The sequence below is a fragment of the Bacillus cereus genome, assembly GCF_002577405.1.
GTDB classification, from domain to species: Bacteria; Bacillota; Bacilli; order Bacillales; family Bacillaceae_G; genus Bacillus_A; species Bacillus_A cereus_AU.
The window spans coordinates 169,311-194,926 of record NZ_NULR01000009.1; the positions used below are offsets into that span (position 1 = coordinate 169,311).

The window sequence follows — 25,616 nt, forward strand, 5'->3', positions numbered from 1 at the left end:
GATGAAAGCTTTAATCGTAAGCGATAGTCATAGCTCTGTGAAGGAATTACAGCTGTTAAAAGAGAAATATGAAGGGAAAGTAGATGTCATGATTCATTGCGGTGATTCAGAGCTAACACCTGCTTATGAAGAGCTGCAAGGTTTCCGCGTTGTAAAAGGGAACTGTGACTATGCTAACTTTCAAGATGAAATTGTAACTGTTGTAGATGGTATTCGTTTCGTAGTTGTGCATGGGCATCGTCATAACGTGAAAATGACATTACAAACATTAGCGTACCGTGCAGAAGAGGTAGATGCACAAGTGGCGTGCTTCGGACATTCTCACGTATTAGGTGCGGAATTCATTGATGGAGTTTTATTTATTAATCCAGGAAGTGTTTTATTACCGCGTCAGCGTGTAGAAAAGACATTTGCCTTATTAGAAATGGATGAAAAACATATAGATGTTCGCTTTGAAACATTAGACGGACAACTAGTTGAACAAGCAACTTTTAAAAGAGGATAAGAAAAATTATCCTCTTTTTTTAAAAAGTGTTGACTTTATGAATGGTTATACATATAATAAATATTGTCGATAGGGCAACGGCGCTAACGAAGAAGAAAAAATAACATATGCGGGTGTAGTTTAGTGGTAAAACAAGAGCCTTCCAAGCTCTGGTCGAGAGTTCGATTCTCTTCACCCGCTCCATGTCCCAGTAGCTCAGCCGGATAGAGCATACGCCTTCTAAGCGTACGGTCGGGAGTTCGAATCTCTCCTGGGACGCTAAAAAAACCTTGTTATCTTTTGATAACAAGGTTTTTTGTTTAGTTATTAATAAATTTTTCAAAAACAAAACCATAATCTTTCACGTTATATTGTTTCTTCGTATCAACGAGCCAGTTAAAGGCGATCTCATTCATCTCTTTGAATTGCTCTGCCAGATTCACTTGTGCATTTGTAATGCGACTGAAAGTATTAGAAGCCATATCTAAACTTTTATGAGCATATTGTAATGTAATGTCGTTGTCGTATGAAATTTCTTCGATTTTAAGAAGAGCTTTATATAAATCTTTTAATTCTTCAATATGTTTTTTATGAACATCAATTGAGTAATGTTCATCTCCCATATGAAATTTAATTTCTACATCTAAATCAATTGTGCCTGCAGTTTCAAGTGCTACGTTTTTAATTTGATATCTACTATAGCTATAGCGGCGAAGTGTACGCTTTTTGCTTGTCGCACTTGTACCGTCTAAGTGGATTAGTCCTTTGTTTGTGAAACAGTATTCATCTGTTTTTGATTTAATTAGAAAATATATTTTTTCCCCGTCTTCATGCATCACGTAATCATCAGCATCAACCTTATCATAATCCTGCGGCGTAATGACAGAACCTACATCGCTTAATCCTAAAACATCAGCAGCCATTTTTTTAAACATATATAATCCCCCTTGTAAATTAAATTCTTAATTGTACAAAAATATATTAACACGATTTTAACAAAGTGTTTTCTTTTAATGAGAAAATATTTGAAGGTAAGTTAAAAAATTAACGAATATTATTTTGAAAAATAGAGAAATTCCGTAAAATCGCCTCTAGTTATATGAGGTATTTTTTATGCCTTTGGAAATCTTACAATTCTGTAAGGTAACTGTAAGGAAGTTCGATGGTAACACGTTACGAATCCTCTATAATGAAGATAACAATGATAAAACGAGGAGGAAGAAATGATGAAAGGATTAATCGTAACAGGTTTAACAGTAGCATTTGGATTTGTAGCGTATGAGAAATTAACGTACGTAGTTGATGTTGTGAAGCATTTAATAGCTTAGAAAAAACCGCCATGAGAGGGAAAGGGAATGAGTGAATGAATGGAATGGTTATTTGGAATTATAGGTACTTGTAGTGTAGTTTTATTGTTCTTTGTCCCGAGTGGTATACTAAGTTCGACAACGAGTTTGTTTTTCTTAAGTTTATTTGCTTGTACGATGCTTATTATTATGTTTCTAATGAAGCGAAGTAAACTTACCTTCTATTTTAGCATGATTGTTATGGCAATTATTGTTCTCCAAATTATTACCCTTGTAATATACCCCACAATTATAAAAGCTTTCCATTGATGATGAATCCTTTGCGCCTGTTGCTGAGGATTTTTATTTATACAATTTTAATTTTTGGTAAGGATTTATGCATAATGAAATATAAAAATTAAATATTTTTATATTTCAAACAAATATTTTGGGGATGTTGTGTTCTCATTACGCATTTGATATATTTACTTTGAAGATCACTAAAATCAAGAAAAAGAGGCGGACGTATGGTTAAAAAAGAAAATACGGTCGTATTGTTTCCTCAACTATCAGAACGCTATATTGATGAAGGTTTTTTAGCGCTGAAAGAGCGGAAATTCGAAGATGCATTGCGTTGCTTTGAAATATTACGTCAGTATAATGCGGAAACGGAACAAACGGAATTAGCTTCAGTTATTTGTTTGCTAGAATTAAAACGTATGGAAGAAGCGAAAGACAAATGTGAACAGTTGCTTGAAACAGGAGCTGTATTATTTGGTGATATTCTTGAAACGTATGTGACTATTTTAGTTCAAACAAATGATTACGAAGGTGTTATTGAAACTGTTGAAAAGGTTCTGCAAACGAAAGACATAATGCCGGAGCAAAAGGAAAAATTAGCGCAGATCGCTTTATTTGCAGAAGGGATGCTAAATGAGGAAGATGCGTCATTAGTGGATTCTAATTTTGATTTGGATGAGTTTACTAATGGGATTTTTGGTGAAAACTTTGGGCAAAAGTTAAGAGCGATTCAGCAACTTTCGTTAAAAGACTTGGATCTTGCATTACCTGTTTTAAAGAAATTTTTAATAGACGAACAGCAGCACCCTTATTTGAAAACTTCTATTTTGTATAAAATGATAGAAAATCAAGTAGAAGAAGAGATAGAAGTAGAAAAGTTTGGAAATATGATCAAGGTAATTCCAGCATTTACAGGTCATAATGAGGAGCAATCCGATAACATTATACATAAATTATCAAGTCGATTAGAGCAAAATTATCCCGATATATTGGATGCGATGGTTACATATTGGAAAGAATTGCAAATTGCTGTTTTCCCATTCGCTCTATTAATGGATAAAGTAGAGATTTGGGCTGCTGTTTTAGAGAGAATTGGAAGAAAGCGTTTCGGATTGGCTATTGATGAAGAAGAACTTATGACAGCATACAACATTGAATTAGAAGAGTTCCATATTGCCTATCAATGGTTATTACGTGTTGAAAGAGAAGGATATTTGCCCGTATAATTATGAAAAAGAATTGTTCAGTTCTTGAAACGAGCATATTCTATGTTATAATGTAAGGGTTGCAAAAGGCAGAAATCTGCCTGTTTGTAAGAGAAGAGAAGTATAATTCTCTTACTTAATATGTTTCATATTATTCTCGAACAAAATATACCGTAATTGTCTTTTAGACAATTAGTAGATTGGAAAATTATATCTGAAAGCTTTTGCTAGAGGATTATTTGTACATTTGTTATTTCAAAAAAGAGATAATGAATATTTTAATCTATAGAGGTATGTGCATACATTATTATAGTTGGAGGGAAAGAATAAATGTCTACAAAATGGGAAAAATTAGAAGGTAACGTTGGCGTTTTAACAATCGAAGTTGATGCTAAAGAAGTAAACAACTCTATCGACGCTGCGTTCAAAAAAGTAGTAAAAACAATTAACGTACCAGGTTTCCGTAAAGGAAAAATGCCTCGTCCGTTATTCGAACAACGCTTTGGTATTGAATCTTTATACCAAGATGCTTTAGATATCATCTTACCAAAAGCATACGGTGAAGCAATCGATGAAGCTGGTATCTTCCCAGTTGCTCATCCTGAAATCGACATCGAGAAGTTCGAAAAAAATGCTAACCTTATCTTCACTGCAAAAGTTACAGTGAAACCTGAAGTTAAATTAGGTGATTACAAAGGTTTAGCAGTAGAAAAAGTTGAAACAACTGTAACTGACGAAGATGTAGAGAACGAATTAAAAGCTTTACAAGAGCGTCAAGCTGAACTAGTTGTTAAAGAAGAAGGAACTGTTGAAAACGGTGATACAGCTGTAATCGACTTCGAAGGTTTCGTTGATGGCGAAGCATTTGAAGGCGGAAAAGGCGAAAACTACTCTCTTGCAATCGGTTCTGGTACTTTCATCCCAGGTTTCGAAGAGCAAGTAATTGGTCTTAAATCTGGTGAGTCTAAAGACGTTGAAGTATCATTCCCAGAAGAGTACCATGCTGCTGAATTAGCTGGCAAACCAGCTACATTCAAAGTAACAATTCACGAAATCAAAACAAAAGAACTTCCTGAGTTAAACGACGAGTTCGCTAAAGATGCTGACGAAGAAGTTACAACTCTTGATGAATTAAAAGCAAAACTTCGCACAAACTTAGAAGAAGGCAAAAAGCACGAAGCTGAGCACAAAGTACGTGACGAAGTAGTAGAATTAGCTGCTGCTAACGCTGAAATCGACATTCCAGAAGCTATGATCGACACTGAGTTAGATCGTATGGTTCGTGAATTCGAGCAACGTTTAAGCCAACAAGGTATGAACCTTGAGCTTTACTACCAATTCACAGGTACTGACGCTGACAAATTAAAAGAGCAAATGAAAGAGGATGCACAAAAACGTGTAAGAATCAATCTTGTTCTTGAAGCTATCATTGAAGCTGAAAACATCGAAGTTACTGAAGAAGAAGTAACTGCAGAAGTTGAAAAAATGGCTGAAATGTACGGTATGCCAGTAGACGCTATCAAGCAAGCTCTTGGAAGCGTAGACGCTTTAGCTGAAGATATTAAAGTGCGCAAAGCTGTAGACTTCTTAGTAGACAACGCTGCATAATAAAATAACAAGGCGCGATTTTAATCGTGCCTTGTTTTATAAATATAGAAATATATTTATAAAACTTTTAGATGAAGAAGGAAAAGTTCCTTTGTAAGTCGAATATACATATTTCAAAAGTTTTAAAATTTTTTTATTTGTACATAACTAGTCATATTATTTGTATTTCTCGCCACGTAGTGACATAATATGTATTTACATACGATACATTTATCGTGTACATACGAAGGCAAGAGATTAGCACTTTGTAAGGGGTGTGAAAATATGTTTAAATTTAATGATGAAAAAGGTCAATTAAAATGTTCTTTCTGTGGTAAAACACAAACGCAAGTTCGAAAGCTAGTTGCAGGTCCAGGTGTTTACATTTGTGACGAGTGTATCGAACTTTGTACTGAAATTGTACAAGAGGAGCTTGCGAAGGACGAAGAAGTAGAATTCAAAGATGTACCGAAACCGGTAGAAATTCGTGAAATCTTAGATGAGTATGTCATCGGACAAGATAACGCGAAAAAAGCACTAGCGGTAGCGGTATATAACCATTACAAACGCATTAATTCTAACAGCAAAATTGATGATGTAGAATTGGCGAAGAGTAATATTTCACTTATTGGGCCAACTGGTAGTGGTAAAACATTATTGGCACAAACATTAGCGCGTATTTTAAATGTTCCATTTGCAATCGCGGACGCAACATCTTTAACAGAAGCTGGATATGTAGGGGAGGATGTAGAAAACATCTTACTAAAATTAATCCAAGCAGCTGATTATGATGTAGAGAAAGCGGAAAAAGGAATCATTTATATTGATGAGATTGATAAAGTGGCACGTAAGTCCGAAAATCCATCAATTACACGTGATGTATCTGGTGAAGGCGTACAGCAGGCACTTCTGAAAATTTTAGAAGGTACTGTAGCAAGCGTTCCACCTCAAGGTGGTCGTAAGCACCCACATCAAGAGTTTATTCAAATTGATACAACGAACATCCTATTCATTTGTGGTGGAGCGTTTGATGGCATCGAGCCTATTATTAAACGTCGCCTTGGTGAGAAAGTAATTGGATTTGGTGCTGAGAAGAAAAATGCTGATGTAAATGAGAAGCATGTTTTATCTCACGTTTTACCAGAGGATCTTTTAAGATTCGGTTTAATTCCGGAGTTTATCGGTCGTCTTCCAGTTATTGCGAACCTAGAGCCGCTTGATGAAGATGCTCTTGTAGATATTTTAACGAAGCCGAAAAATGCACTTGTTAAGCAATTCCAAAAATTATTGGAGCTTGACGATGTTGAGTTAGAGTTTGAAGAAGGTGCACTAGTTGAGATTGCGAAAAAAGCAATTGAACGTAAAACAGGTGCTCGTGGACTTCGTTCTATTATTGAAGGCTTGATGCTTGATGTAATGTTCGAACTTCCATCTCGCAAAGATATCGAGAAGTGTATTCTTACGAAAGAAACAGTAGCTGATAATGAACCGCCGAAATTGGTGTTACAAGACGGTACTGTACTTGATACAAAAACATCTGCATAATGCGAAGAAGAAACAGCAATTTTTATAATTGCTGTTTTTCTTTATGTTTAGCACGATTCCTCCCAGGAAATACTAAAAGGTAAAACATAGCGGGAGGAAATAAATGATGAGCTGGACAAATATATTTTTAGTTGTTCAACTTGTTTTTGGTGTAATTGTCGGATTGTATTTTTGGCATTTACTTCGAAATCAACGAACACAAAAAGTTTCAATTGATCGAGAATCGAAAAAAGAATTAGAACAACTTCGTAAAATGCGCGAGATTTCTTTAACAGAGCCACTTGCAGAAAAGGTGCGTCCTACATCCTTTTTAGATATTGTAGGGCAAGAGGACGGGATTAGGTCGTTAAAAGCGGCTCTTTGTGGTCCGAACCCGCAACATGTCATCATATATGGCCCGCCAGGTGTTGGAAAAACAGCGGCAGCACGTCTTGTATTAGAAGAAGCGAAACGAAATCCGAAATCTCCATTCCGTACGAATGCAACATTTATCGAACTTGATGCGACAACAGCAAGATTTGATGAACGTGGTATTGCAGACCCTTTAATTGGTTCAGTCCATGATCCGATTTATCAAGGTGCGGGTGCAATGGGGCAAGCGGGTATCCCGCAGCCAAAAAAAGGTGCTGTAACAGATGCGCATGGAGGCATTTTGTTTATTGATGAGATTGGCGAATTACATCCGATTCAAATGAACAAAATGCTAAAGGTGTTAGAAGATCGGAAAGTGTTTTTGGAAAGTGCATACTATAGTGAAGAAAATTCGATGATTCCAACATATATACATGATATTTTTCAAAAAGGTTTACCAGCCGATTTTCGCTTAGTTGGTGCAACGACGCGTTCGCCAGAGGAAATTCCTCCTGCAATTCGGTCGCGTTGTTTAGAGGTGTTCTTCCGTGAGTTAGACACAGAAGAAATTCAAAAAGTAGCGAAGAATGCAGCTGATAAAGTGGAAATGCAGATAGGTGAGAACGGTATTGAAATGATTGGAATGTATGCAAGAAATGGACGAGAAGCAATTAATCTTGTACAAATTTCTGCTGGTATGGCGATAAATGAGGAACGCTCTTTCATTAAAGATGAAGATATAGAGTGGGTTGTTCATTCTAGTCAGCTTACACCGAAATATGAAAAACGTATTTACCCTATTCCAAGAATTGGTCTTGTAAACGGACTTGCTGTATACGGACCGAATACAGGTGCTTTATTAGAAATTGAGGTAACAGCTATTCCTGCAAAAGATAAAGGATCGGTAAATGTTACCGGAATTGTAGAAGAGGAAAGTATTGGTAGTCAAACGAAATCGATTCGCCGTAAAAGTATGGCGAAAGGTTCTGTAGATAATGTATTAACAGTACTTCGTTCTCTAGATGTATTGCCGGAAGGATACGATATACATATTAATTTTCCAGGTGGTATCCCGATTGATGGGCCTTCGGCAGGAATCGCTATGGCAACAGGTGTATATTCAGCGGTGCATCGTACGTATGTGAATAATGAAGTAGCGATGACAGGTGAGATAAGTATACACGGAGAAGTGAAGCCTATTGGCGGTGTGTATGCAAAAATAAAAGCAGCGAAAAAAGCAGGGGCTAAGAAAGTTATTATTCCAGCTGAAAACATGCAACCTTTTTTGTATACAATAAAGGGAATTGAAATCATTCCTGTTCGTAAGTTAAAAGAAGTATTTGAGCTAACGTTTATGCAGGAAAATATGCATCGTGGGCTTGATGTGCATACAGCTGGAGACGAAACAGATGCACAATCAATGTGAGAGTGGATAATAATAAAATTTGCCAGACTTCGTTTAAGTTTGTATGCTTAAGCGGAGTCTTTTTTCTTTTCATAAGGGAGAAAAAACAAGGGATTTACAATTGCTGAGAATCTCTGCAATTGCATCTAGATGTATTGTAATATAAAATAGTTGAACAGGAGTTTAATTTATTATGGAGGTGCTATGTCTAGTATGAATACGAATGAAAGAATCGTACCCCTCCTACCATTAAGAGGCGTTCTCGTATATCCAACGATGGTTCTGCATCTTGATGTAGGACGTGATAAATCGATACAAGCACTAGAGCAGGCGGCAATGGATGAAAATATCATCTTTTTAGCAATGCAAAAAGAAATGAATATCGATGATCCGAAAGAAGATGACATATATAGTGTAGGTACAGTGGCGAAAGTGAAGCAAATGTTAAAATTGCCGAACGGTACGCTTCGTGTCCTTGTAGAAGGTTTACATAGAGCAGAAGTAGTGGAGTTTATTGAAGAAGAAAATGTAGTGCAAGTTGCTATTAATACGGTAATTGAAGAAGTAGAAGATGATTTAGAAGAGAAAGCTCTTATGCGTACGTTACTAGAGCATTTCGAACAATATATTAAAGTTTCGAAAAAAGTTTCAAATGAAACATTTGCAACGGTAGCTGATGTAGAAGAACCAGGAAGACTAGCTGATTTAATCGCTTCTCATTTGCCGATTAAAACGAAGCAGAAACAAGAGATTTTAGAAATTGTATCTGTGAAAGAACGATTACATACACTTATTTCAATTATTCAAGATGAGCAAGAATTACTTAGTTTAGAAAAGAAAATTGGACAAAAAGTGAAACGTTCAATGGAACGCACGCAAAAAGAATACTTCTTACGTGAGCAAATGAAGGCGATTCAAACTGAACTTGGCGATAAAGAAGGCAAGGGCGGGGAAGTTGAAGAACTTCGTGAGAAAATTGAGCAGTCGGGAATGCCTGAAGAAACAACGAAGGCTGCACTGAAAGAATTAGATCGTTATGAAAAGTTACCAGCGAGTTCTGCGGAGAGCGGTGTTATTCGCAATTATATTGATTGGTTACTGGCGCTTCCCTGGACAGAAGCAACAGAAGATATGATTGACCTTGCTCATTCTGAAGAGATTTTAAACAAAGATCATTACGGTCTTGAAAAAGTGAAAGAGCGTGTACTTGAATATTTAGCTGTACAAAAATTGACGAACTCATTAAAAGGACCTATTCTTTGTTTAGTAGGCCCTCCAGGGGTCGGGAAAACTTCATTAGCGCGTTCAATTGCAACATCATTGAATCGTAATTTTGTCCGTGTATCTCTTGGTGGTGTACGTGATGAATCTGAAATTCGTGGTCACCGTCGTACGTACGTTGGAGCAATGCCAGGACGTATTATTCAAGGTATGAAAAAGGCGAAAACAGTTAATCCAGTCTTCTTATTAGATGAGATTGATAAAATGTCTAACGATTTCCGTGGAGATCCATCAGCAGCATTACTTGAAGTGTTAGATCCAGAGCAAAACCATAACTTCAGTGATCATTACATTGAAGAACCATATGATTTATCGAAAGTTATGTTTGTAGCAACTGCTAATACACTTTCAAGTGTTCCAGGACCGCTGCTTGACCGTATGGAAATTATTTCAATTGCTGGCTATACAGAGCTTGAAAAAGTTCACATTGCTCGTGAGCATTTACTGCCGAAACAATTAAAAGAGCATGGCTTACGAAAAGGTAATTTACAAGTACGTGATGAAGCGCTTCTTGAAATTATTCGTTATTATACACGTGAGGCTGGTGTTCGTACGCTAGAGCGCCAAATCGCAAAAGTTTGCCGTAAAGCAGCGAAAATTATCGTAACAGCAGAACGTAAACGTATTGTTGTGACAGAGAAAAATATTGTAGATCTACTTGGTAAACATATATTCCGTTATGGACAAGCAGAGAAAACAGACCAAGTCGGAATGGCAACCGGGTTAGCGTATACAGCAGCAGGTGGCGATACACTTGCGATTGAAGTGTCTGTAGCACCAGGTAAAGGGAAATTAATTTTAACAGGAAAACTTGGGGATGTTATGAAAGAATCCGCACAAGCAGCATTTAGCTATATTCGTTCTCGTGCAGAAGAGCTTCAGATCGATCCAAATTTCCATGAGAAAAATGATATTCATATTCATGTTCCAGAAGGAGCAGTTCCAAAAGATGGACCGTCAGCAGGTATTACGATGGCAACGGCACTTATTTCTGCGCTAACAGGTATTCCTGTAAGTAAAGAAGTTGGTATGACGGGTGAAATTACACTTCGTGGTCGTGTATTACCAATTGGTGGATTGAAAGAAAAAACATTAAGTGCTCATCGCGCAGGCTTAACGAAAATTATTTTGCCAGCAGAGAACGAGAAAGATTTAGATGATATTCCAGAAAGCGTAAAAGAAAATCTTACGTTTGTGCTTGCATCTCATTTAGACGAAGTATTGGAGCACGCATTAGTAGGAGTGAAACAATGAAAGTAACAAAAGCAGATATTGTAATTAGTGCTGTTAAACCAGAACAATATCCAGACAGTGATTTACCAGAAATTGCATTAGCAGGTCGTTCAAATGTCGGGAAGTCTTCCTTTATTAATAAAATTTTAAATCGTAAAAAGTTAGTGCGTATTTCTTCTAAACCAGGGAAAACGCAAACGCTGAACTTTTTCTTAATCAATGAAATGATGCATTTTGTTGACGTTCCAGGTTATGGATATGCGAAAGTATCTAAATCGGAGCGCGCGGCATGGGGCAAAATGATTGAAACGTACTTTACAACACGTGAGCAATTAGACGCAGCTGTATTAGTAGTTGATTTACGTCACCAACCAACAAAAGATGACGTGATGATGTATGATTTCTTAAAGCATTATGAAATCCCAACAATTATTATTGCAACGAAGGCCGATAAAATTCCGAAAGGGAAATGGCAAAAGCATTTAAAAGTTGTAAAAGAAACGCTTGCTGTTGAAATTGGCGATGAAATCGTTCTATTCTCTTCTGAAACAGGACTTGGAAAAGAAGAGGCGTGGAAAGCAATTCATAAAATGACAAAAACAAAAAACGCGTGACGAATGTCGCGCGTTTTTTTTCTTTATATATACTAACGTACGTTTAATGTAACCTCAATATTTCCTCTTGTTGCTTTCGAGTAAGGACATACACCGTGAGCGGCTTCTACAAGTTCTTGTGCTTCGCTATGTGAAACGCCAGCGACATGTACATCAAGTACAGCAGATAGCCCGAAACCACCATCTGTATCTTTTCCGATAGAAACGTGAGCAGTTACTTCTGTACTTTCCACTTTCACACGCTTTGTACGAATGACAAGTTGCAATGCGCTATCAAAACAAGCTGCATAACCAGCAGCAAATAGCTGTTCTGGATTTGTTGCCTCTCCGCCTGCACCACCTAGTGCTTTCGGCATTTTTACATCAAGATTTAATATGCCGTCATCTGAAACTACTTTCCCGTTTCTTCCACCTGTTGCTGTTACTGAAGCAGTATATAATTTATCCATCTTTATTCCCCTTTTCGATCATTAATTATTTTCATTGTTTCAATTAGTTTATTTAATTGAATTAGTAAAGAACGATATTCTTGCTCTGTAATTCCTAAATTTGTAGCCATCGTTGTCGGTAATGAACAAGCCTTTTCCTTTAAATCTTTACCTTGTTCTGTTAATTCGATACAAACTTTTCGCTCGTCTTCTTTGGAACGAACACGTTTTACAAGCTGTAATGATTCCATTCGTTTTAACATAGGTGTTAACGTACCGGAATCTAAAAATAGACGTTCTCCAATTTCTTTTACTGTTAGCCCATCTTGCTCCCATAGTACGAGTAACGTAATGTACTGGGGATACGTAATGCCCATTTCTTCTAAGTACGGTCGATAAAAGCGAGTAACCTCTCTAGAACAAGCGTAAATAGAAAAACAAAGTTGATTATCTAAATGCAAAGGATTTTCCGTCATGAGTAACTCCCTTCTAATTAAGTTGTGCGCAATTTAATTTTGTAAAATCAATATAACGAAAAAGAAATACAATGTCAAATGCATTGTATTGAAAAACTATATTTTGGAACAATCCTACATATTTTCCTTCATAATGAAAGAAGATAGAAAAGATGATGTTATAATTTATATGGAATAGTTTCCATCACTTGATTATGAGGACTTTTTTTGGTAACGTACAAATAGAGTTGTTAATTTATAATCATTATAAAGTAGAAGTTTTTAATTAGTTTTACGGAATCTCCTTCATTACATACGGAGAGTAAATAAAAAAATAATCGGTTGTTCACACGATTGTCAGATTCATAAGAGGAAAGTTGTATTATGATAGTAGATAAAGTGATAAAACGGGTGAAGGGGGACATGCTGCGTGCATATTCTTGTTGTTAGTGTAAATTATCGAACAGCCCCTGTAGAATTTCGTGAGAAACTCACATTTCAGGCAGCAGAGCTAGAGCAAGCAATGACTACATTACAAAATCAAAAGAGCGTGTTAGAGAATGTCATTGTATCAACTTGTAATCGCACTGAGATTTACGCTGTTGTCGATCAATTACACACGGGACGGTATTATATTAAGAAGTTTTTAGCTGATTGGTTTCAGCTTGAAATAGAAGAAGTCGCACCATACTTAACTATTTTTGAACAAGAGGGTGCAATAGATCATTTATTCCGCGTAACGTGCGGTTTAGATTCTATGGTAGTTGGAGAGACACAGATTTTAGGTCAAATAAAAGATAGCTTTTTAGAAGCGCAACAAGTAAAGGCGACAGGTACAATTTTTAATGAATTGTTTAAGCAAGTGGTTACGTTAGCAAAACGTGCGCACTCAGAAACAACCATTGGTGAAAGTGCAATGTCTGTTAGCTATGCTGCTGTTGAGCTCGGAAAGAAAATATTCGGCGAGTTAACAGATTGTCACGTGCTTATTCTTGGTGCTGGTAAAATGGGTGAACTTGCGCTGCAAAACTTATATGGAAGTGGAGCTCGTAAAGTAACAGTTATGAATAGGACGCTTTCAAAAGCAGAAGTAATGGCTGAGAAGTATATGGGACATGCAAAGCCTTTAAGTGAATTGCAATGTGCATTATTAGAAGCGGATATTTTAATTAGTTCAACGGGTGCATCAGAGTACGTCATTACGAAAGAGATGATGACGAAAGTAGAGAAAATGCGCTCTGGTCGTCCGTTATTTATGGTTGATATTGCAGTACCACGTGATATTGATCCTGCGATTGATGAGTTAGAAGGCTCTTTCTTATATGATATTGATGATCTGCAAGGTGTAGTGGAAGCAAACCGTGCTGAGCGTTTGAAAGAAGCAGAGAAAATTCAATTTATGATTGAAGAGGAAATGGTTTTATTTAAAACGTGGTTAAGTACACTTGGTGTTGTGCCATTAATATCGGCTCTTCGTGATAAAGCGCTAGCGATTCAAAGTGACACGATGGAAAGTCTTGAGCGAAAAATACCAAATCTTAGTGACCGTGAGAAAAAAGTAATTAGTAAGCATACGAAAAGTATTATCAATCAATTGTTAAAAGATCCAATTTTAGTAGCGAAGGAAATAGCTGCTGAAGATGGGGCGACGGAAAAACTAGCTTTATTTGCGAAGATTTTTGATTTAGAAATGGAAGAAGTAGAGAGTCGTGCGGAAGAAGTAAAACATAAAAGAGCGTGGACACCATCCGTTCCATCTTTATAATTTGGAAGGATGATCGGATGAGTTTTTTTAATAACAGCATTATTTATCATATTGCAATTATTTTATATGCTTGTAGCATTAGTTTATATTTTATAGATTATTTCCAAAGTAACCGAAAGGCGAACCGATTTGCTTTTTGGTTACTTTCGATTGTATGGGTTCTGCAGTCTATTTTTATGTTGCTTAGGGCTACGGATTCAGAAACGAATCCTATTTTAACTTTATTATCAGGGATTTATTTTTATGTTTGGTTATTGATTACGATGTCATTAGTCATTAACCGATTTATGCGCATTGACTTTTTAGTCTTTTTTACAAATGTTGTAGCATTTGGCGTAAGCGCTTTTTCTATTTTTACACCGCTCGGAAAGATGTCGCCAGTACTTGCGGAGCAATTGGTTTCAGAGCTTGTATACGTGCATGTCGGTATGGCGATTATTTCTTATGCAACGTTTACTGTATCGTTTATTTTTTCTATTATGTATTTATTGCAATATCGGCTATTAAAAAAGAAAAAATGGAATGCGAGATTAAGAAGATTAGGCAATTTGCCGAAGCTTGAATCTATGTCTTACGGATTAAATTTATTTTCTGTTCCGTTTTTCTTATTAGCAATTATATTAGGATGCATATGGGGATATACAAAATTGGATAATTTCCATTGGTATGATACGAAAGTAATCGGGTCTTTTGTCGTTCTATTTGTATATTGCACAGGTTTATATTTACGAGCGGCAGATGTGTTGCAAGGTAAGAAAATTGTGCTGTGGAATATCGGGGCATTTCTCGTAATACTAGTTAACATTTTTCTATTGAGCAGTTTATCCAATTTTCACTTTTGGTATTTATAATGAGGAGAGAGAATTATGCGCAAAATTATTGTAGGTTCACGAAAGAGTAAACTAGCATTAACACAAACAAATTGGTTTATTGATCAGTTAAAAGCGTTAGGTTTACCATATGAATTTGAAGTGAAAGAAATCGTCACAAAAGGTGATGTTATTTTAGATGTTACTCTTTCAAAAGTAGGCGGAAAAGGTTTGTTTGTTAAGGAAATCGAACACGCGTTACTTACGAAAGAAATCGATATGGCAGTACATAGTATGAAAGATATGCCAGCTGTACTTCCAGATGGATTAACGATTGGTTGTACACCAAAGCGCGTTGACCCTCGTGATGCTTTTATTTCAAAAAACGGAGAATCATTTAAAGACTTAGCAGAAGGCGCGATTTTAGGAACGAGTAGTTTGAGACGTAGTGCACAACTACTAGCTGCGAGACCAGATTTACAAGTGAAGTGGATTCGAGGGAATATCGATACACGTTTACGTAAGTTAAAAGATGAAGATTACGATGCAATTATTTTAGCGACAGCTGGATTACAGAGAATGGGCTGGGACGGGGAAGTTATTACTGAACATTTAGATGAAACGTTATGTGTACCAGCTGTAGGACAAGGGGCATTAGCGATTGAATGTCGTGAGGATGATAAGGATTTACTGCAGTTGTTAGCGCATATGAATGATGCCGTAACAGAGAGAACAGTAGCAGCGGAGCGAGTATTTCTTCATAAACTTGAAGGTGGATGCCAAGTTCCAATCGCTGGATACGCAACTCTTACAGAAAACGATGCAATTGAATTAACAGCTCTTGTCGGTTCTATGGACGGTTCTGTTTTATTGAAAGAGACAGTAGTAGGCGCTGATCCAGTGGAAGTAGGACTAGAGGCAGCGGACCGTTTAATTAAACAAGGCGCAAAAGAACTTATTCTTGCTGCAAATAAGGAGCAACAATAGGTATGAACGCTCTCGCTGGTAAAACGGTATTGATTACACGTGCCCAGCATCAAGCGAAACAAATGAGTGTAGCAGTGAAAGAACAGAGCGGAATTCCATTGGAAATTCCGCTTTTGCGTATGGAAGGTATGTCTTCTAGGCAAATTCAACATATAGCAGAGCAACTACATTCGTATGACTGGGTTATTTTTACGAGTAAAAATGGTGTAGCTTTTTTTCTAGATAATTTGAGAACGAAACTCCCTGCAGCAATTAAAATCGCTGCGGTAGGCGTGAAAACAAAATTAGAGTTAGAAAAGCGGGGCTATCACGTACACTTTGTTCCAACTTCATTTGTTGCAGAAGTATTTGCAGAAGAGTTTGTAAAAGAACTAAGAGGGAATGAGCGTATTTTATTTCCGAAAGGGAACTTAGCAAGAGATGTAATCCCAGTTAAACTTAGGGAGTTTGGTGTTTTTCTAGATGAGTTAATCGTATACGGTACGAAAGCAAATGTAGAGAAAAAACAAGAACTGATAACAGCGTTGAAATTAGGGAGAGTAAATATTATTACATTTACGAGCCCTTCAACTGTTACTAGCTTTGTTCGTTTACTTGAGGGCACAAACTGGAGAGAATGGATAAAAAAATGTACAATTGCTTGTATAGGTCCTATTACGGAAAAAGAGGCGAGTCTTTATTTTCCGCATGTTATTGTGCCGAAAGAGTACACTGTAGAAGCATTGCTACAATGCATTTGTGAATCTATAAAATAAAAGAATGGGGATAGAAATCTATGAACTCTTTACAATTTAATCGTCATCGTCGCTTAAGACAAAGCGGTAATATGCGTGCGCTTGTGCGTGAAACGTTTTTACATACAGAAGATTTTATTTACCCTATTTTTGTATTAGAAGGTGAAAATGTTCGTAATGAAGTTCCTTCTATGCCAGGCGTATATCAAATGTCTTTAGATTTATTGCAAGCTGAAATGCAAGAAGTTGTTGATTTAGGTATTCGTTCTGTTATTGTATTTGGTTTACCTGCTGAAAAGGATGAAGTTGGATCATCAGCATATTGTGATCATGGAATTGTACAACGTGCTATTCAACAAATTAAAGGTGATTTCCCTGAGCTAGTAGTAGTTGCGGATACATGTTTATGTCAATTTACAAGCCATGGTCATTGCGGTGTAATTGAAGACGGGATTATTTTAAATGATGAGTCTCTTGCAGTTCTTGCGAAAACAGCTGTAAGTCAAGCAAAAGCAGGAGCAGACATTATTGCGCCATCAAACATGATGGACGGATTCGTAACGGCAATTCGCCATGCATTAGATGAAAATGGTTTTGGACACGTACCAGTGATGTCGTACGCTGTAAAATATTCATCAGCATTTTATGGACCATTCCGTGATGCTGCGCACGGTGCACCGCAGTTCGGTGATCGTAAAACATATCAAATGGATCCAGCAAACCGTATGGAAGCATTCCGTGAAGCAGAATCAGATGTAATGGAAGGGGCAGACTTCTTAATTGTAAAACCAGCTCTTTCTTACTTAGATATCGTCCGTGATGTGAAAAATAACTTTAACTTACCAGTCGTTGCTTACAATGTAAGTGGTGAATATTCTATGATTAAAGCAGCAGCACAAAATGGCTGGATTAACGAAAAAGAAGTTGTATTAGAGAAATTAATAAGCATGAAGCGTGCAGGAGCGGACTTAATTATTACGTATCATGCGAAAGACGCAGCAAGATGGTTACAAGAAGGAGGCGCTAAATAATGAAAAAGTTTGATAAATCGATTGCAGCATTTGAAGAGGCTCAAGATTTAATGCCTGGAGGCGTAAATAGCCCTGTCCGTGCTTTTAAGTCTGTTGGTATGAATCCGCTGTTTATGGAGCGCGGAAAAGGCTCTAAAGTATATGATATCGATGGGAATGAATACATCGATTACGTATTATCATGGGGTCCTTTAATTCATGGACATGCAAATGATCGAGTTGTTGAAGCGTTAAAATCTGTCGCTGAAAGAGGTACAAGCTTCGGTGCACCAACAGAAATTGAAAATAAATTAGCGAAACTTGTTATTGAGCGCGTACCATCGATTGAGATTGTGCGTATGGTTAACTCTGGAACGGAAGCGACAATGAGTGCATTACGTTTAGCTCGTGGTTATACAGGCCGTAACAAAATTTTGAAATTTATTGGTTGTTATCACGGCCATGGTGATTCTTTATTAATTAAAGCAGGTTCTGGTGTAGCGACGCTAGGTTTACCAGATAGCCCTGGTGTACCAGAAGGTGTAGCACAAAATACGATTACAGTAGCGTACAACGATTTAGAAAGTGTAAAATATGCTTTCGAACAATTCGGTGATGACATCGCTTGTGTAATTGTAGAACCAGTGGCAGGAAATATGGGCGTTGTTCCTCCACAGCCAGGATTTTTAGAAGGACTTCGTGAAGTGACAGAGCAAAACGGTTCACTACTTATTTTTGATGAAGTAATGACAGGATTCCGAGTTGCTTACAATTGTGGACAAGGTTACTACGGCGTAACTCCTGACTTAACTTGTTTAGGTAAAGTAATCGGTGGTGGTTTACCAGTAGGAGCATACGGTGGTAAAGCAGAAATTATGCGCCAAGTTGCGCCAAGTGGGCCGATTTATCAAGCTGGTACTTTATCAGGTAACCCACTTGCAATGGCAGCAGGTTATGAAACGTTAGTGCAGTTAACGCCAGAATCATATGTAGAATTTGAGCGTAAAGCAGAAATGTTAGAGGCTGGACTGCGTAAAGCAGCTGAAAAGTATAGTATCCCGCATCACATTAACCGCGCAGGTTCTATGATTGGTATTTTCTTTACAGATGAGCAGGTTATTAATTATGATGCAGCGAAATCCTCGAACTTAGAATTCTTTGCAGCATACTATCGTGAAATGGTAGAACAAGGTGTATTTTTACCACCTTCTCAATTTGAAGGTTTATTCTTATCGACAGCACATAGTGATTCAGATATTGAAGCAACGATCGCGGCGGCTGAAATTGCAATGTCAAAATTAAAAGCATAGTGTATGAAAGAAAGTCGCTCTCCATAAGGGGAGCGATTTTTTTATTCATAAAGTAGGCTGTAGAAACATAAATCTGTAATGACATATAGTTTGGGAGGGGGAAAAGAAGTGGCACTAGATCATTCATTACGATTTTCATTAAAAGAATCTGTTTGGTTCCAAAAAGGACAGGAAGTCGAAGAACTTTTGTCAATTTCGTTAGATCCAGACGTTGAGATAGAAGAGCTCGATCATGAAGTAATTGTGAGAGGGCAGTTAGATTTAACGGGAGAGTATGTTGCAAGGCAAGAGGATTCAGCTTATTCGTTAAGAGAGTTATCACCAGCAAAGTCAATTGATTATGTAGAAACAAGGGAAGATGGGGTTAATGAACTTGTTCATTCCTTTCCGCTTGAAATATCAATTCCGAGAAATCGGGTGAAAGTAATTGAAGAATTATATGTATCAATTGAGGAATTTGATTATGAATTAAAGGAAAATGGTTGCTTACAATTACTGGCGGATATATCTATTACAGGTTTATGTGATGAGGAAAGAATCGAGGATGAAGAGGAAGAGGAAGAAACGGCGGATGCTGAGTTAGAAGGTGATTCAGCGGAAGAAGAGGAAAATAGACCTGCATCGCATGTGGAAGAACCAGCCTATAAGGAATCGGATGAGTGGGAAGATTATGCATTTGAACCGTTCCAACTAGAGGAAAGAAAAGAGCAGGAATTAGAGGAAGAGGAAATAGAAGAACATGAATTTGTGGAGCGTGAAGAGGAGAAAGAACCAACGCCACAGTTTGAATTTTTCGGACGGAAAGATTTCAAGAAAGAAAAAGCGAAAAAGCAGGAAGAACAAGAAGAAGTGTACTCACAGCGAGATGAAAATGCGCTTTATTTAACGAAATTATTTACGAAAGAACCGGAAGAAGAATTTACAAAGTTAAGAATGTATTTCGTGCAAGAAGGGGATACAATCGAATCTGTTGCAGAACGTTATGAAACATCTATACAAAACTTATACCGTGTAAATCAAACAGAAGATATATATTTAACTACAGGGCAAATTATTTATATTCCCGTTTCAAGAGCAAAAGCGAAATAAGGGAGTGAGTGTCTACACTCCCTTATTTTCCTAGAGGATATGTTTTGAATAGAAAGGGTTATTCGTATGGATATTGAATTACGAAATCGTTATGAACCCATTGTAAGGCAATATAGATTGGATACGCAGCATATGGAAGAGCACGGAAGTGTAACGAAAATTTACACGAATCAAGGTCCATATGCGCTCAAGAAAATAGAAGATAGAAAATTAGAGCGAAATAATTTTCTGCATCATATTCAATATTTGAAAGAGAAAGGTTTTTCAAATTATGTACCTATATACCATGCGACGGATGGGAATTATATTTTAAGTGACGGGACGTATAATTATTATTTAATGCCTTGGTTAGAGCGTGCGGAAGGAAACGGCGAGGATAATGATCAATACCATAAAATGTTTCAGACACTTGGAACGTTGCATCAAAAAACGGTAAAAGAAGAAACGTATACAGAAGAGGATTTAGAAAAGCATTATACGAATATATCCGAGCGTTGGGAAAATGATGGTGAGATGCTAGAAGAGTTTCTTGTAGAGTCTGAAGCGAAGTGGTATATGTCTCCGTTTGAATTACAATATTGTACGTACTATCATCATGTAATGAGGGCGCGGGAATTTGCAACGAAGCAATTAAATGAGTGGAACGATGCGATGAAAGAAAAAGAAAAAACACGCATTACGTTTGTACATGGTAACGTGTCACTGAATCATTTTTTATTTGACTATGAGCGGAATGGCTATTTTATTAGTTTAGAAAAATCAAAGTTTGCAACGCCTGTGCAAGATATTGTAGGCTTTTATTCTCGGTCTTTAAACACATACCCAATTGCGCGAAGTGATCGGTTTGAATGGTATCAAATGTATCAAAAGAATTTTCCATTTACGAAAGAAGAGCAACTTCTCATGTTTGCTTATATGACATATCCATCGCAATTTATCAGGCAAATCCAATCTTATAAAAAAAGAAGAGAGAATCGCAATGAGGAAAATGAAATGCGCGGAGTAAAGAGTTTGCAACAATCGCATTGGCTCGTTAGCAATATAGAATATTTCCTGTCACAATTACAAGCTGCCCAGCAAGGGAACGGATAAAGTGAAGCTTTAATCAGTAGGGGCCTTACTGCCCGCAAATAGCGGGATAAAGAAGATAAGTAGAGGATGCTACTTATCTTCTTTTGTATTCGCCCGAAAAGTTGTAGTCTTAAATTTATCTTGACGAATAAGGTTTCGTTTTTTACACTATTGTATATAATAATTAACAATCATATAAATGCATTGAAGGGGAAGAGTATAACATGAAACGTCTTCAGAGAGGAGAATCATTAGCTGGGAGATTCTCTAGATAGTTATGTTAGAAGGTAGCCCTGGAGCATCTTTTCTGAACGGAACAGTTCTCATTAGGAAAAGACGGATTTGTCCGTTATCAAATTAAGAGTATAAGCAAATTCTGAATTTGTTTGTAAATAAAGGTGGTACCGCGATGTCCCTCGTCCTTTTTTGGATGAGGGGCATTTTTTATTTTAAGGAGGGAAAATAATGTCAAACACGGAAAAGAATTTACCAACTAAATATGATCATATGTCCGTTGAAGAAGGCCTTTATCAATGGTGGCTTGAGGGCAAGTATTTCGAAGCAACAGGAGACGAGAAGAAACAACCGTATACGATTGTAATTCCACCTCCGAACGTAACTGGTAAGTTACACTTAGGTCATGCTTGGGATACAACTCTTCAAGATATTTTAACTCGTACAAAGCGTATGCAAGGTTATGATGTATTATGGCTTCCAGGAATGGACCATGCTGGTATCGCAACACAAGCGAAAGTAGAAGGGAAACTTCGTGAAGAAGGTATTTCACGTTACGATCTTGGCCGTGAGAAATTCCTTGAAAAGGCTTGGGAATGGAAAGAAGAATATGCTTCTCACATTCGTCAACAATGGGGGAAAGTTGGTTTAGGACTAGACTATTCTCGCGAACGTTTTACATTAGACGAAGGTTTATCTGATGCGGTTAATAAAGTATTCGTTCAATTATACGAAAAAGGCTTAATTTACCGCGGTGAATATATTATCAACTGGGATCCAGCAACACGCACAGCTCTTTCTGATATTGAAGTAATTCATAAAGAAGTTCAAGGTGCATTCTACCATATGAACTACCCGTTAACAGACGGATCTGGTCACATTCGCCTTGCTACTACTCGTCCAGAAACGATGCTTGGTGATACAGCGGTAGCAGTTCATCCAGAAGATGATCGTTACAAACATTTAATCGGAAAAACAGTTACACTTCCAATCGTAGGCCGTGAGATTCCGATTATTGCTGATGAGTACGTAGAAAAAGACTTCGGAACAGGCGTTGTAAAAATTACACCAGCTCATGATCCGAATGACTTTGAAGTAGGTAACCGTCATGACTTACCACGCATCTTAGTAATGAACGAAGATGGAACGATGAACGAAAAAGCTGGTAAGTATAACGGTATGGATCGTTTCGAATGCCGTAAAGCGTTAGTGAAAGACTTACAAGAGGCTGGCGTATTAGTAGAAATCGAGCCTCATATGCATTCAGTAGGGCATAGTGAGCGTAGCGGAGCGGTTGTTGAGCCTTACTTATCAACACAATGGTTCGTAAAAATGGCTCCACTTGCAGAAAAAGCAGTAGAACTTCAACAAAAAGAAGAAGAAAAAGTAACGTTCGTACCAGATCGTTTTGAAAACACATACTTACGCTGGATGGAAAACATTCATGACTGGTGTATTTCTCGTCAATTATGGTGGGGACACCGCATCCCAGCTTGGTATCATAAAGAAACTGGTGAAGTATACGTAGGTACAGAAGAGCCAGCAGATATTGAAAACTGGAATCAAGATAATGACGTACTTGATACATGGTTCAGTTCAGCTTTATGGCCGTTCTCAACACTTGGTTGGCCAAACGAAGATTCAGCAGACTTTAAACGTTACTATTCAACAGATGCATTAGTAACTGGTTATGACATCATCTTCTTCTGGGTATCTCGTATGATTTTCCAAGGTTTAGAGTTTACAGGCGAGCGTCCATTTAAAGATGTATTAATTCACGGTTTAGTTCGTGATGAGCAAGGACGTAAAATGAGTAAATCTCTTGGTAACGGTATCGACCCAATGGATGTTATCGAGAAGTACGGTGCAGATGCAATGCGCTATTTCTTATCAACAGGAAGTGCACCAGGTCAAGATTTACGTTTCAGCATGGAAAAAGTAGAATCTACTTGGAACTTCATTAATAAAATTTGGAACGCATCACGTTTCGTATTAATGAACATGGATGACATGAAGTATGAAGAAATCGATTTAACTGGTGAAAAATCAGTTGCAGATAAGTGGATTTTAACTCGCTTAAACGAAACAATCGAAAGCGTAACACGTAACATGGATAAATATGAGTTCGGTGAAGCTGGCCGTTCATTATACAACTTCATTTGGGATGATTTCTGTGACTGGTACATCGAAATGGCGAAACTTCCACTATACGGTGAAGATGAAGCAGCTAAGAAAACAACTCGTTCTATTTTAGCTTACGTATTAGACCAAACAATGCGTCTATTACACCCATTCATGCCATTCGTAACAGAGAAAATTTGGCAGCATTTACCACATGAAGGTGAGTCTATTACAGTAGCGGCATGGCCAACAGTTCGCGAAGATTTACAAGATACAGAAGCGGCAGCAGAAATGCACCTTCTAGTTGATATCATTCGCTCTGTTCGTAACATTCGTGCAGAAGTAAATACGCCAATGAGCAAAAAAGTTCAAATGCAAATTAAAGCAAAAGATGAGGCTGTACTTGCTCAACTTACGAAAAATAGCTCTTACATTGAGCGTTTCTGTAATCCAAGTGAATTAACAATTAAAACAGATTTACAAGCGCCAGAAAAATCGATGACTGCAATCGTATCAGGTGCAGAGTTATTCTTACCGTTAGCTGATCTTATCAATCTTGATGAAGAGAGAGCGCGTCTTGAAAAAGAATTTGAGAAGTTCGATAAAGAAGTAGAACGTGTACAGAAGAAACTTTCAAACCAAGGTTTCGTAGCGAAAGCTCCTGCAGCAGTTATTGAGGGAGAGCGTGCGAAAGAGCAAGATTACCTAGAAAAACGCGAAGCAGTTCGTCAACGTCTAGCAGATCTTGAAAAATAAAATATTTTTCAGAGACTCACTATATTGGTGAGTCTCTTTTCTTTGCGTATAATAGAATGATGAAGGTTTTTTTGAAAGGGGAAAAGCATACGTGATACATACATACGAAGAAGCGATAGGGTGGATTCATAGCCGATTGAAGTTTGGTATTAAACCAGGATTAGAAAGAATGAGCTGGATGCTAGAAGAACTCGGGAATCCAGAGCGCCATATAAAATGCGTTCATCTTGCTGGTACAAATGGAAAAGGTTCAACTTTAACATATATGCGCTATATCCTAGAAGGCGCGAAATATAAGGTAGGAACGTTTACTTCTCCTTATATTGAAACATTTAATGAACGTATTAGTGTGAACGGAACGCCAATTGCAGATGAAGAGATTACTGAACTTGTAAAGATGGTAAAGCCAGTCGTTGAAAAACTAGACGAGACGGATTTAGGGGAAGCGACTGAGTTTGAAATTATTACTGTTATGGCAATTTGTTATTTCGGTAAAGTCAATTTCTGTGATGTTGTTTTATTTGAAACAGGGCTTGGGGGTCGTTTTGACTCTACGAATGTTATTCATCCTGTTCTTACAATTATTACGAATATCGGTCATGATCATATGCATATTTTAGGGAATACACTAGGAGAAATCGCATACGAAAAGGCAGGGATTATTAAGTCAGGTGTTCCGGTAGTTACTGGTGTACAAGATGAGGAAGCGTTGCAAGTCATTCAAAAGGTTGCGAAGGAAAATAATGCAAACTTATATGAAGTGGGTAAGCAGTTTACAGCGCTACATAAACAGTCTAACGAAGATGGAGAACAGTTTGATTTTACTTGTCCTTTCGCCGCATTTGAAGATGTGCAAATCGCAATGAAAGGTATTCACCAAGTAGGAAATGCAGCATTAGCACTTATGGCAGTGATGTACCTGAAAACATATGTATCATTTTTAATTGAGGACGAAGAAATAAGAGCTGGATTACAGGAAGCATACTGGATTGGAAGATTTGAAAAATTACAAAGTAATCCGGACATTGTTATTGATGGTGCTCATAATCCAGAAGGCATTGAAAGTCTTGTAAAAACAGTAGAGGCACATTATAAAGATAAAAATGTAATAGTTTTATTTACAGCTCTTGGTGATAAACAACTGCATAATATGGTAGGTCAATTAGAAACTATTGCAGATGAAATTATTTTTACAACATTCGCCTTTGATCGTGCTATTTCTGCTGACAAGCTTGCATCATATTCACAAAAAGAGTCAAAATTAGTTTTCGAGAATTGGAAAGAGGCAATTGATACGAAGATTGAAATGATAGGAGAAAATGATGTGTTTATCATAACAGGTTCTCTTTATTTCATTTCTGAAGTTCGAAAGTATATCCGCGAAAAAAACTAGATAGTATTTACTATCTAGTTTTTTTGTTCTACAAATGAAGTCAAATGCATACATATAAGATAATTATATAGGATAATTTGGCGAATTCCTCTGACAAATATCTCGTTTTTTTGTGAAATGAATATGATATGATGCGGACAACGATAAGAGGTGAGGTGTGAGT

Annotated in this window: 21 protein-coding genes, 2 tRNA genes and 1 other annotated feature; of the genes, 20 read left to right on the forward strand and 3 right to left on the reverse strand. The window is 37.2% G+C overall.

Annotated features, from left to right (window positions below; genetic code table 11):
• The first annotated feature begins 1 nt into the window (after window position 1).
• The 3 genes from COC96_RS13045 to COC96_RS13060 all read left to right on the forward strand — a co-directional run bounded on the left by COC96_RS13045 (window position 2) and on the right by COC96_RS13060 (window position 763).
• Window positions 2-505: a metallophosphoesterase gene (locus COC96_RS13045; RefSeq protein ID WP_098768909.1), complete on the forward strand. Its 504-nt coding sequence runs from the start codon at window positions 2-4 to the stop codon at window positions 503-505.
• A gap of 109 nt (window positions 506-614) precedes the next feature.
• Window positions 615-688, forward strand: a tRNA-Gly gene (locus COC96_RS13055).
• A 1-nt stretch (window position 689) separates the two neighbouring features.
• Window positions 690-763 (forward strand) — tRNA-Arg (locus COC96_RS13060).
• Window positions 764-804: 41 nt separating this feature from the next.
• Here the strand turns inward: COC96_RS13060 and COC96_RS13065 are convergent.
• The gene (locus COC96_RS13065; RefSeq protein ID WP_098768910.1) at window positions 805-1,419 is read right to left on the reverse strand and encodes a PH domain-containing protein; all 615 of its coding nucleotides are present in this window, start codon (window positions 1,417-1,419) and stop codon (window positions 805-807) included.
• 432 nt (window positions 1,420-1,851) lie between these two features.
• Here COC96_RS13065 and COC96_RS13070 point away from each other — a divergent pair, with 432 nt between their 5' ends.
• The 7 genes from COC96_RS13070 (at window position 1,852) to ysxC (ending at window position 11,291) form a co-directional block, all read left to right on the forward strand.
• Window positions 1,852-2,100: a hypothetical protein gene (locus COC96_RS13070; protein WP_097905968.1), complete on the forward strand. Its 249-nt coding sequence runs from the start codon at window positions 1,852-1,854 to the stop codon at window positions 2,098-2,100.
• Between the two features lie 197 nt (window positions 2,101-2,297).
• Window positions 2,298-3,296 carry a hypothetical protein gene (locus COC96_RS13075; protein ID WP_098266217.1) on the forward strand — a complete coding sequence of 333 codons (999 nt, stop codon included), beginning with the start codon at window positions 2,298-2,300 and terminating at the stop codon, window positions 3,294-3,296.
• A 309-nt stretch (window positions 3,297-3,605) separates the two neighbouring features.
• On the forward strand, window positions 3,606-4,883 hold the full coding sequence (gene tig / locus COC96_RS13080) for a trigger factor (protein WP_098266218.1): 1,278 nt from the start codon (window positions 3,606-3,608) through the stop codon (window positions 4,881-4,883).
• 264 nt (window positions 4,884-5,147) lie between these two features.
• On the forward strand, window positions 5,148-6,407 hold the full coding sequence (gene clpX, locus COC96_RS13085) for an ATP-dependent protease ATP-binding subunit ClpX (RefSeq protein ID WP_000472285.1): 1,260 nt from the start codon (window positions 5,148-5,150) through the stop codon (window positions 6,405-6,407).
• A gap of 106 nt (window positions 6,408-6,513) precedes the next feature.
• Window positions 6,514-8,184, forward strand: a complete 1,671-nt coding sequence (lonB, locus tag COC96_RS13090; RefSeq protein WP_141436543.1) for an ATP-dependent protease LonB — start codon at window positions 6,514-6,516, stop codon at window positions 8,182-8,184.
• Window positions 8,185-8,367: 183 nt separating this feature from the next.
• A complete protein-coding gene (gene lon / locus COC96_RS13095; RefSeq protein WP_098768911.1) occupies window positions 8,368-10,698 on the forward strand; it encodes an endopeptidase La in 2,331 nt (776 codons plus the stop codon).
• The gene (gene ysxC, locus COC96_RS13100) at window positions 10,695-11,291 is read left to right on the forward strand and encodes a ribosome biogenesis GTP-binding protein YsxC (RefSeq protein ID WP_048372976.1); all 597 of its coding nucleotides are present in this window, start codon (window positions 10,695-10,697) and stop codon (window positions 11,289-11,291) included. The genes lon and ysxC overlap by 4 nt, the downstream gene beginning before the upstream one ends.
• A gap of 32 nt (window positions 11,292-11,323) precedes the next feature.
• Here ysxC and COC96_RS13105 read toward each other — a convergent pair whose 3' ends face one another.
• Complete coding sequence (locus tag COC96_RS13105; RefSeq protein WP_000359781.1) at window positions 11,324-11,740, reverse strand: organic hydroperoxide resistance protein; 417 nt, start codon at window positions 11,738-11,740, stop codon at window positions 11,324-11,326.
• A 2-nt stretch (window positions 11,741-11,742) separates the two neighbouring features.
• The gene (locus COC96_RS13110) at window positions 11,743-12,195 is read right to left on the reverse strand and encodes a MarR family winged helix-turn-helix transcriptional regulator (protein ID WP_098768912.1); all 453 of its coding nucleotides are present in this window, start codon (window positions 12,193-12,195) and stop codon (window positions 11,743-11,745) included.
• Between the two features lie 409 nt (window positions 12,196-12,604).
• Here COC96_RS13110 and hemA point away from each other — a divergent pair, with 409 nt between their 5' ends.
• The 10 genes from hemA to COC96_RS13160 all read left to right on the forward strand — a co-directional run bounded on the left by hemA (window position 12,605) and on the right by COC96_RS13160 (window position 25,453).
• Window positions 12,605-13,939, forward strand: coding sequence for a glutamyl-tRNA reductase (gene hemA, locus COC96_RS13115; protein WP_098266221.1), 1,335 nt, complete (start codon window positions 12,605-12,607; stop codon window positions 13,937-13,939).
• Window positions 13,940-13,956: 17 nt separating this feature from the next.
• Window positions 13,957-14,790, forward strand: coding sequence for a cytochrome c biogenesis protein (locus COC96_RS13120; protein WP_097905976.1), 834 nt, complete (start codon window positions 13,957-13,959; stop codon window positions 14,788-14,790).
• Between the two features lie 15 nt (window positions 14,791-14,805).
• Window positions 14,806-15,735, forward strand: a complete 930-nt coding sequence (gene hemC / locus COC96_RS13125) for a hydroxymethylbilane synthase (RefSeq protein WP_098266222.1) — start codon at window positions 14,806-14,808, stop codon at window positions 15,733-15,735.
• A 2-nt stretch (window positions 15,736-15,737) separates the two neighbouring features.
• Complete coding sequence (gene hemD, locus COC96_RS13130; RefSeq protein ID WP_098266223.1) at window positions 15,738-16,490, forward strand: uroporphyrinogen-III synthase; 753 nt, start codon at window positions 15,738-15,740, stop codon at window positions 16,488-16,490.
• 20 nt (window positions 16,491-16,510) lie between these two features.
• Window positions 16,511-17,500: a porphobilinogen synthase gene (gene hemB, locus COC96_RS13135; protein ID WP_098266224.1), complete on the forward strand. Its 990-nt coding sequence runs from the start codon at window positions 16,511-16,513 to the stop codon at window positions 17,498-17,500.
• Window positions 17,500-18,789, forward strand: a complete 1,290-nt coding sequence (gene hemL, locus COC96_RS13140) for a glutamate-1-semialdehyde 2,1-aminomutase (protein ID WP_098266225.1) — start codon at window positions 17,500-17,502, stop codon at window positions 18,787-18,789. Before hemB ends, hemL begins: the two co-directional genes overlap by 1 nt.
• A gap of 78 nt (window positions 18,790-18,867) precedes the next feature.
• Window positions 18,868-19,878, forward strand: coding sequence for a stage VI sporulation protein D (gene spoVID, locus COC96_RS13145; protein ID WP_098266226.1), 1,011 nt, complete (start codon window positions 18,868-18,870; stop codon window positions 19,876-19,878).
• Between the two features lie 66 nt (window positions 19,879-19,944).
• On the forward strand, window positions 19,945-20,970 hold the full coding sequence (gene ysxE / locus COC96_RS13150) for a spore coat protein YsxE (RefSeq protein ID WP_098266227.1): 1,026 nt from the start codon (window positions 19,945-19,947) through the stop codon (window positions 20,968-20,970).
• A 174-nt stretch (window positions 20,971-21,144) separates the two neighbouring features.
• Window positions 21,145-21,376, forward strand: a binding site (T-box leader).
• 38 nt (window positions 21,377-21,414) lie between these two features.
• Window positions 21,415-24,060 carry a valine--tRNA ligase gene (locus COC96_RS13155; RefSeq protein WP_097905982.1) on the forward strand — a complete coding sequence of 882 codons (2,646 nt, stop codon included), beginning with the start codon at window positions 21,415-21,417 and terminating at the stop codon, window positions 24,058-24,060.
• A gap of 91 nt (window positions 24,061-24,151) precedes the next feature.
• Complete coding sequence (locus COC96_RS13160) at window positions 24,152-25,453, forward strand: bifunctional folylpolyglutamate synthase/dihydrofolate synthase (RefSeq protein ID WP_098768913.1); 1,302 nt, start codon at window positions 24,152-24,154, stop codon at window positions 25,451-25,453.
• The last annotated feature ends 163 nt before the right edge of the window (window positions 25,454-25,616 follow it).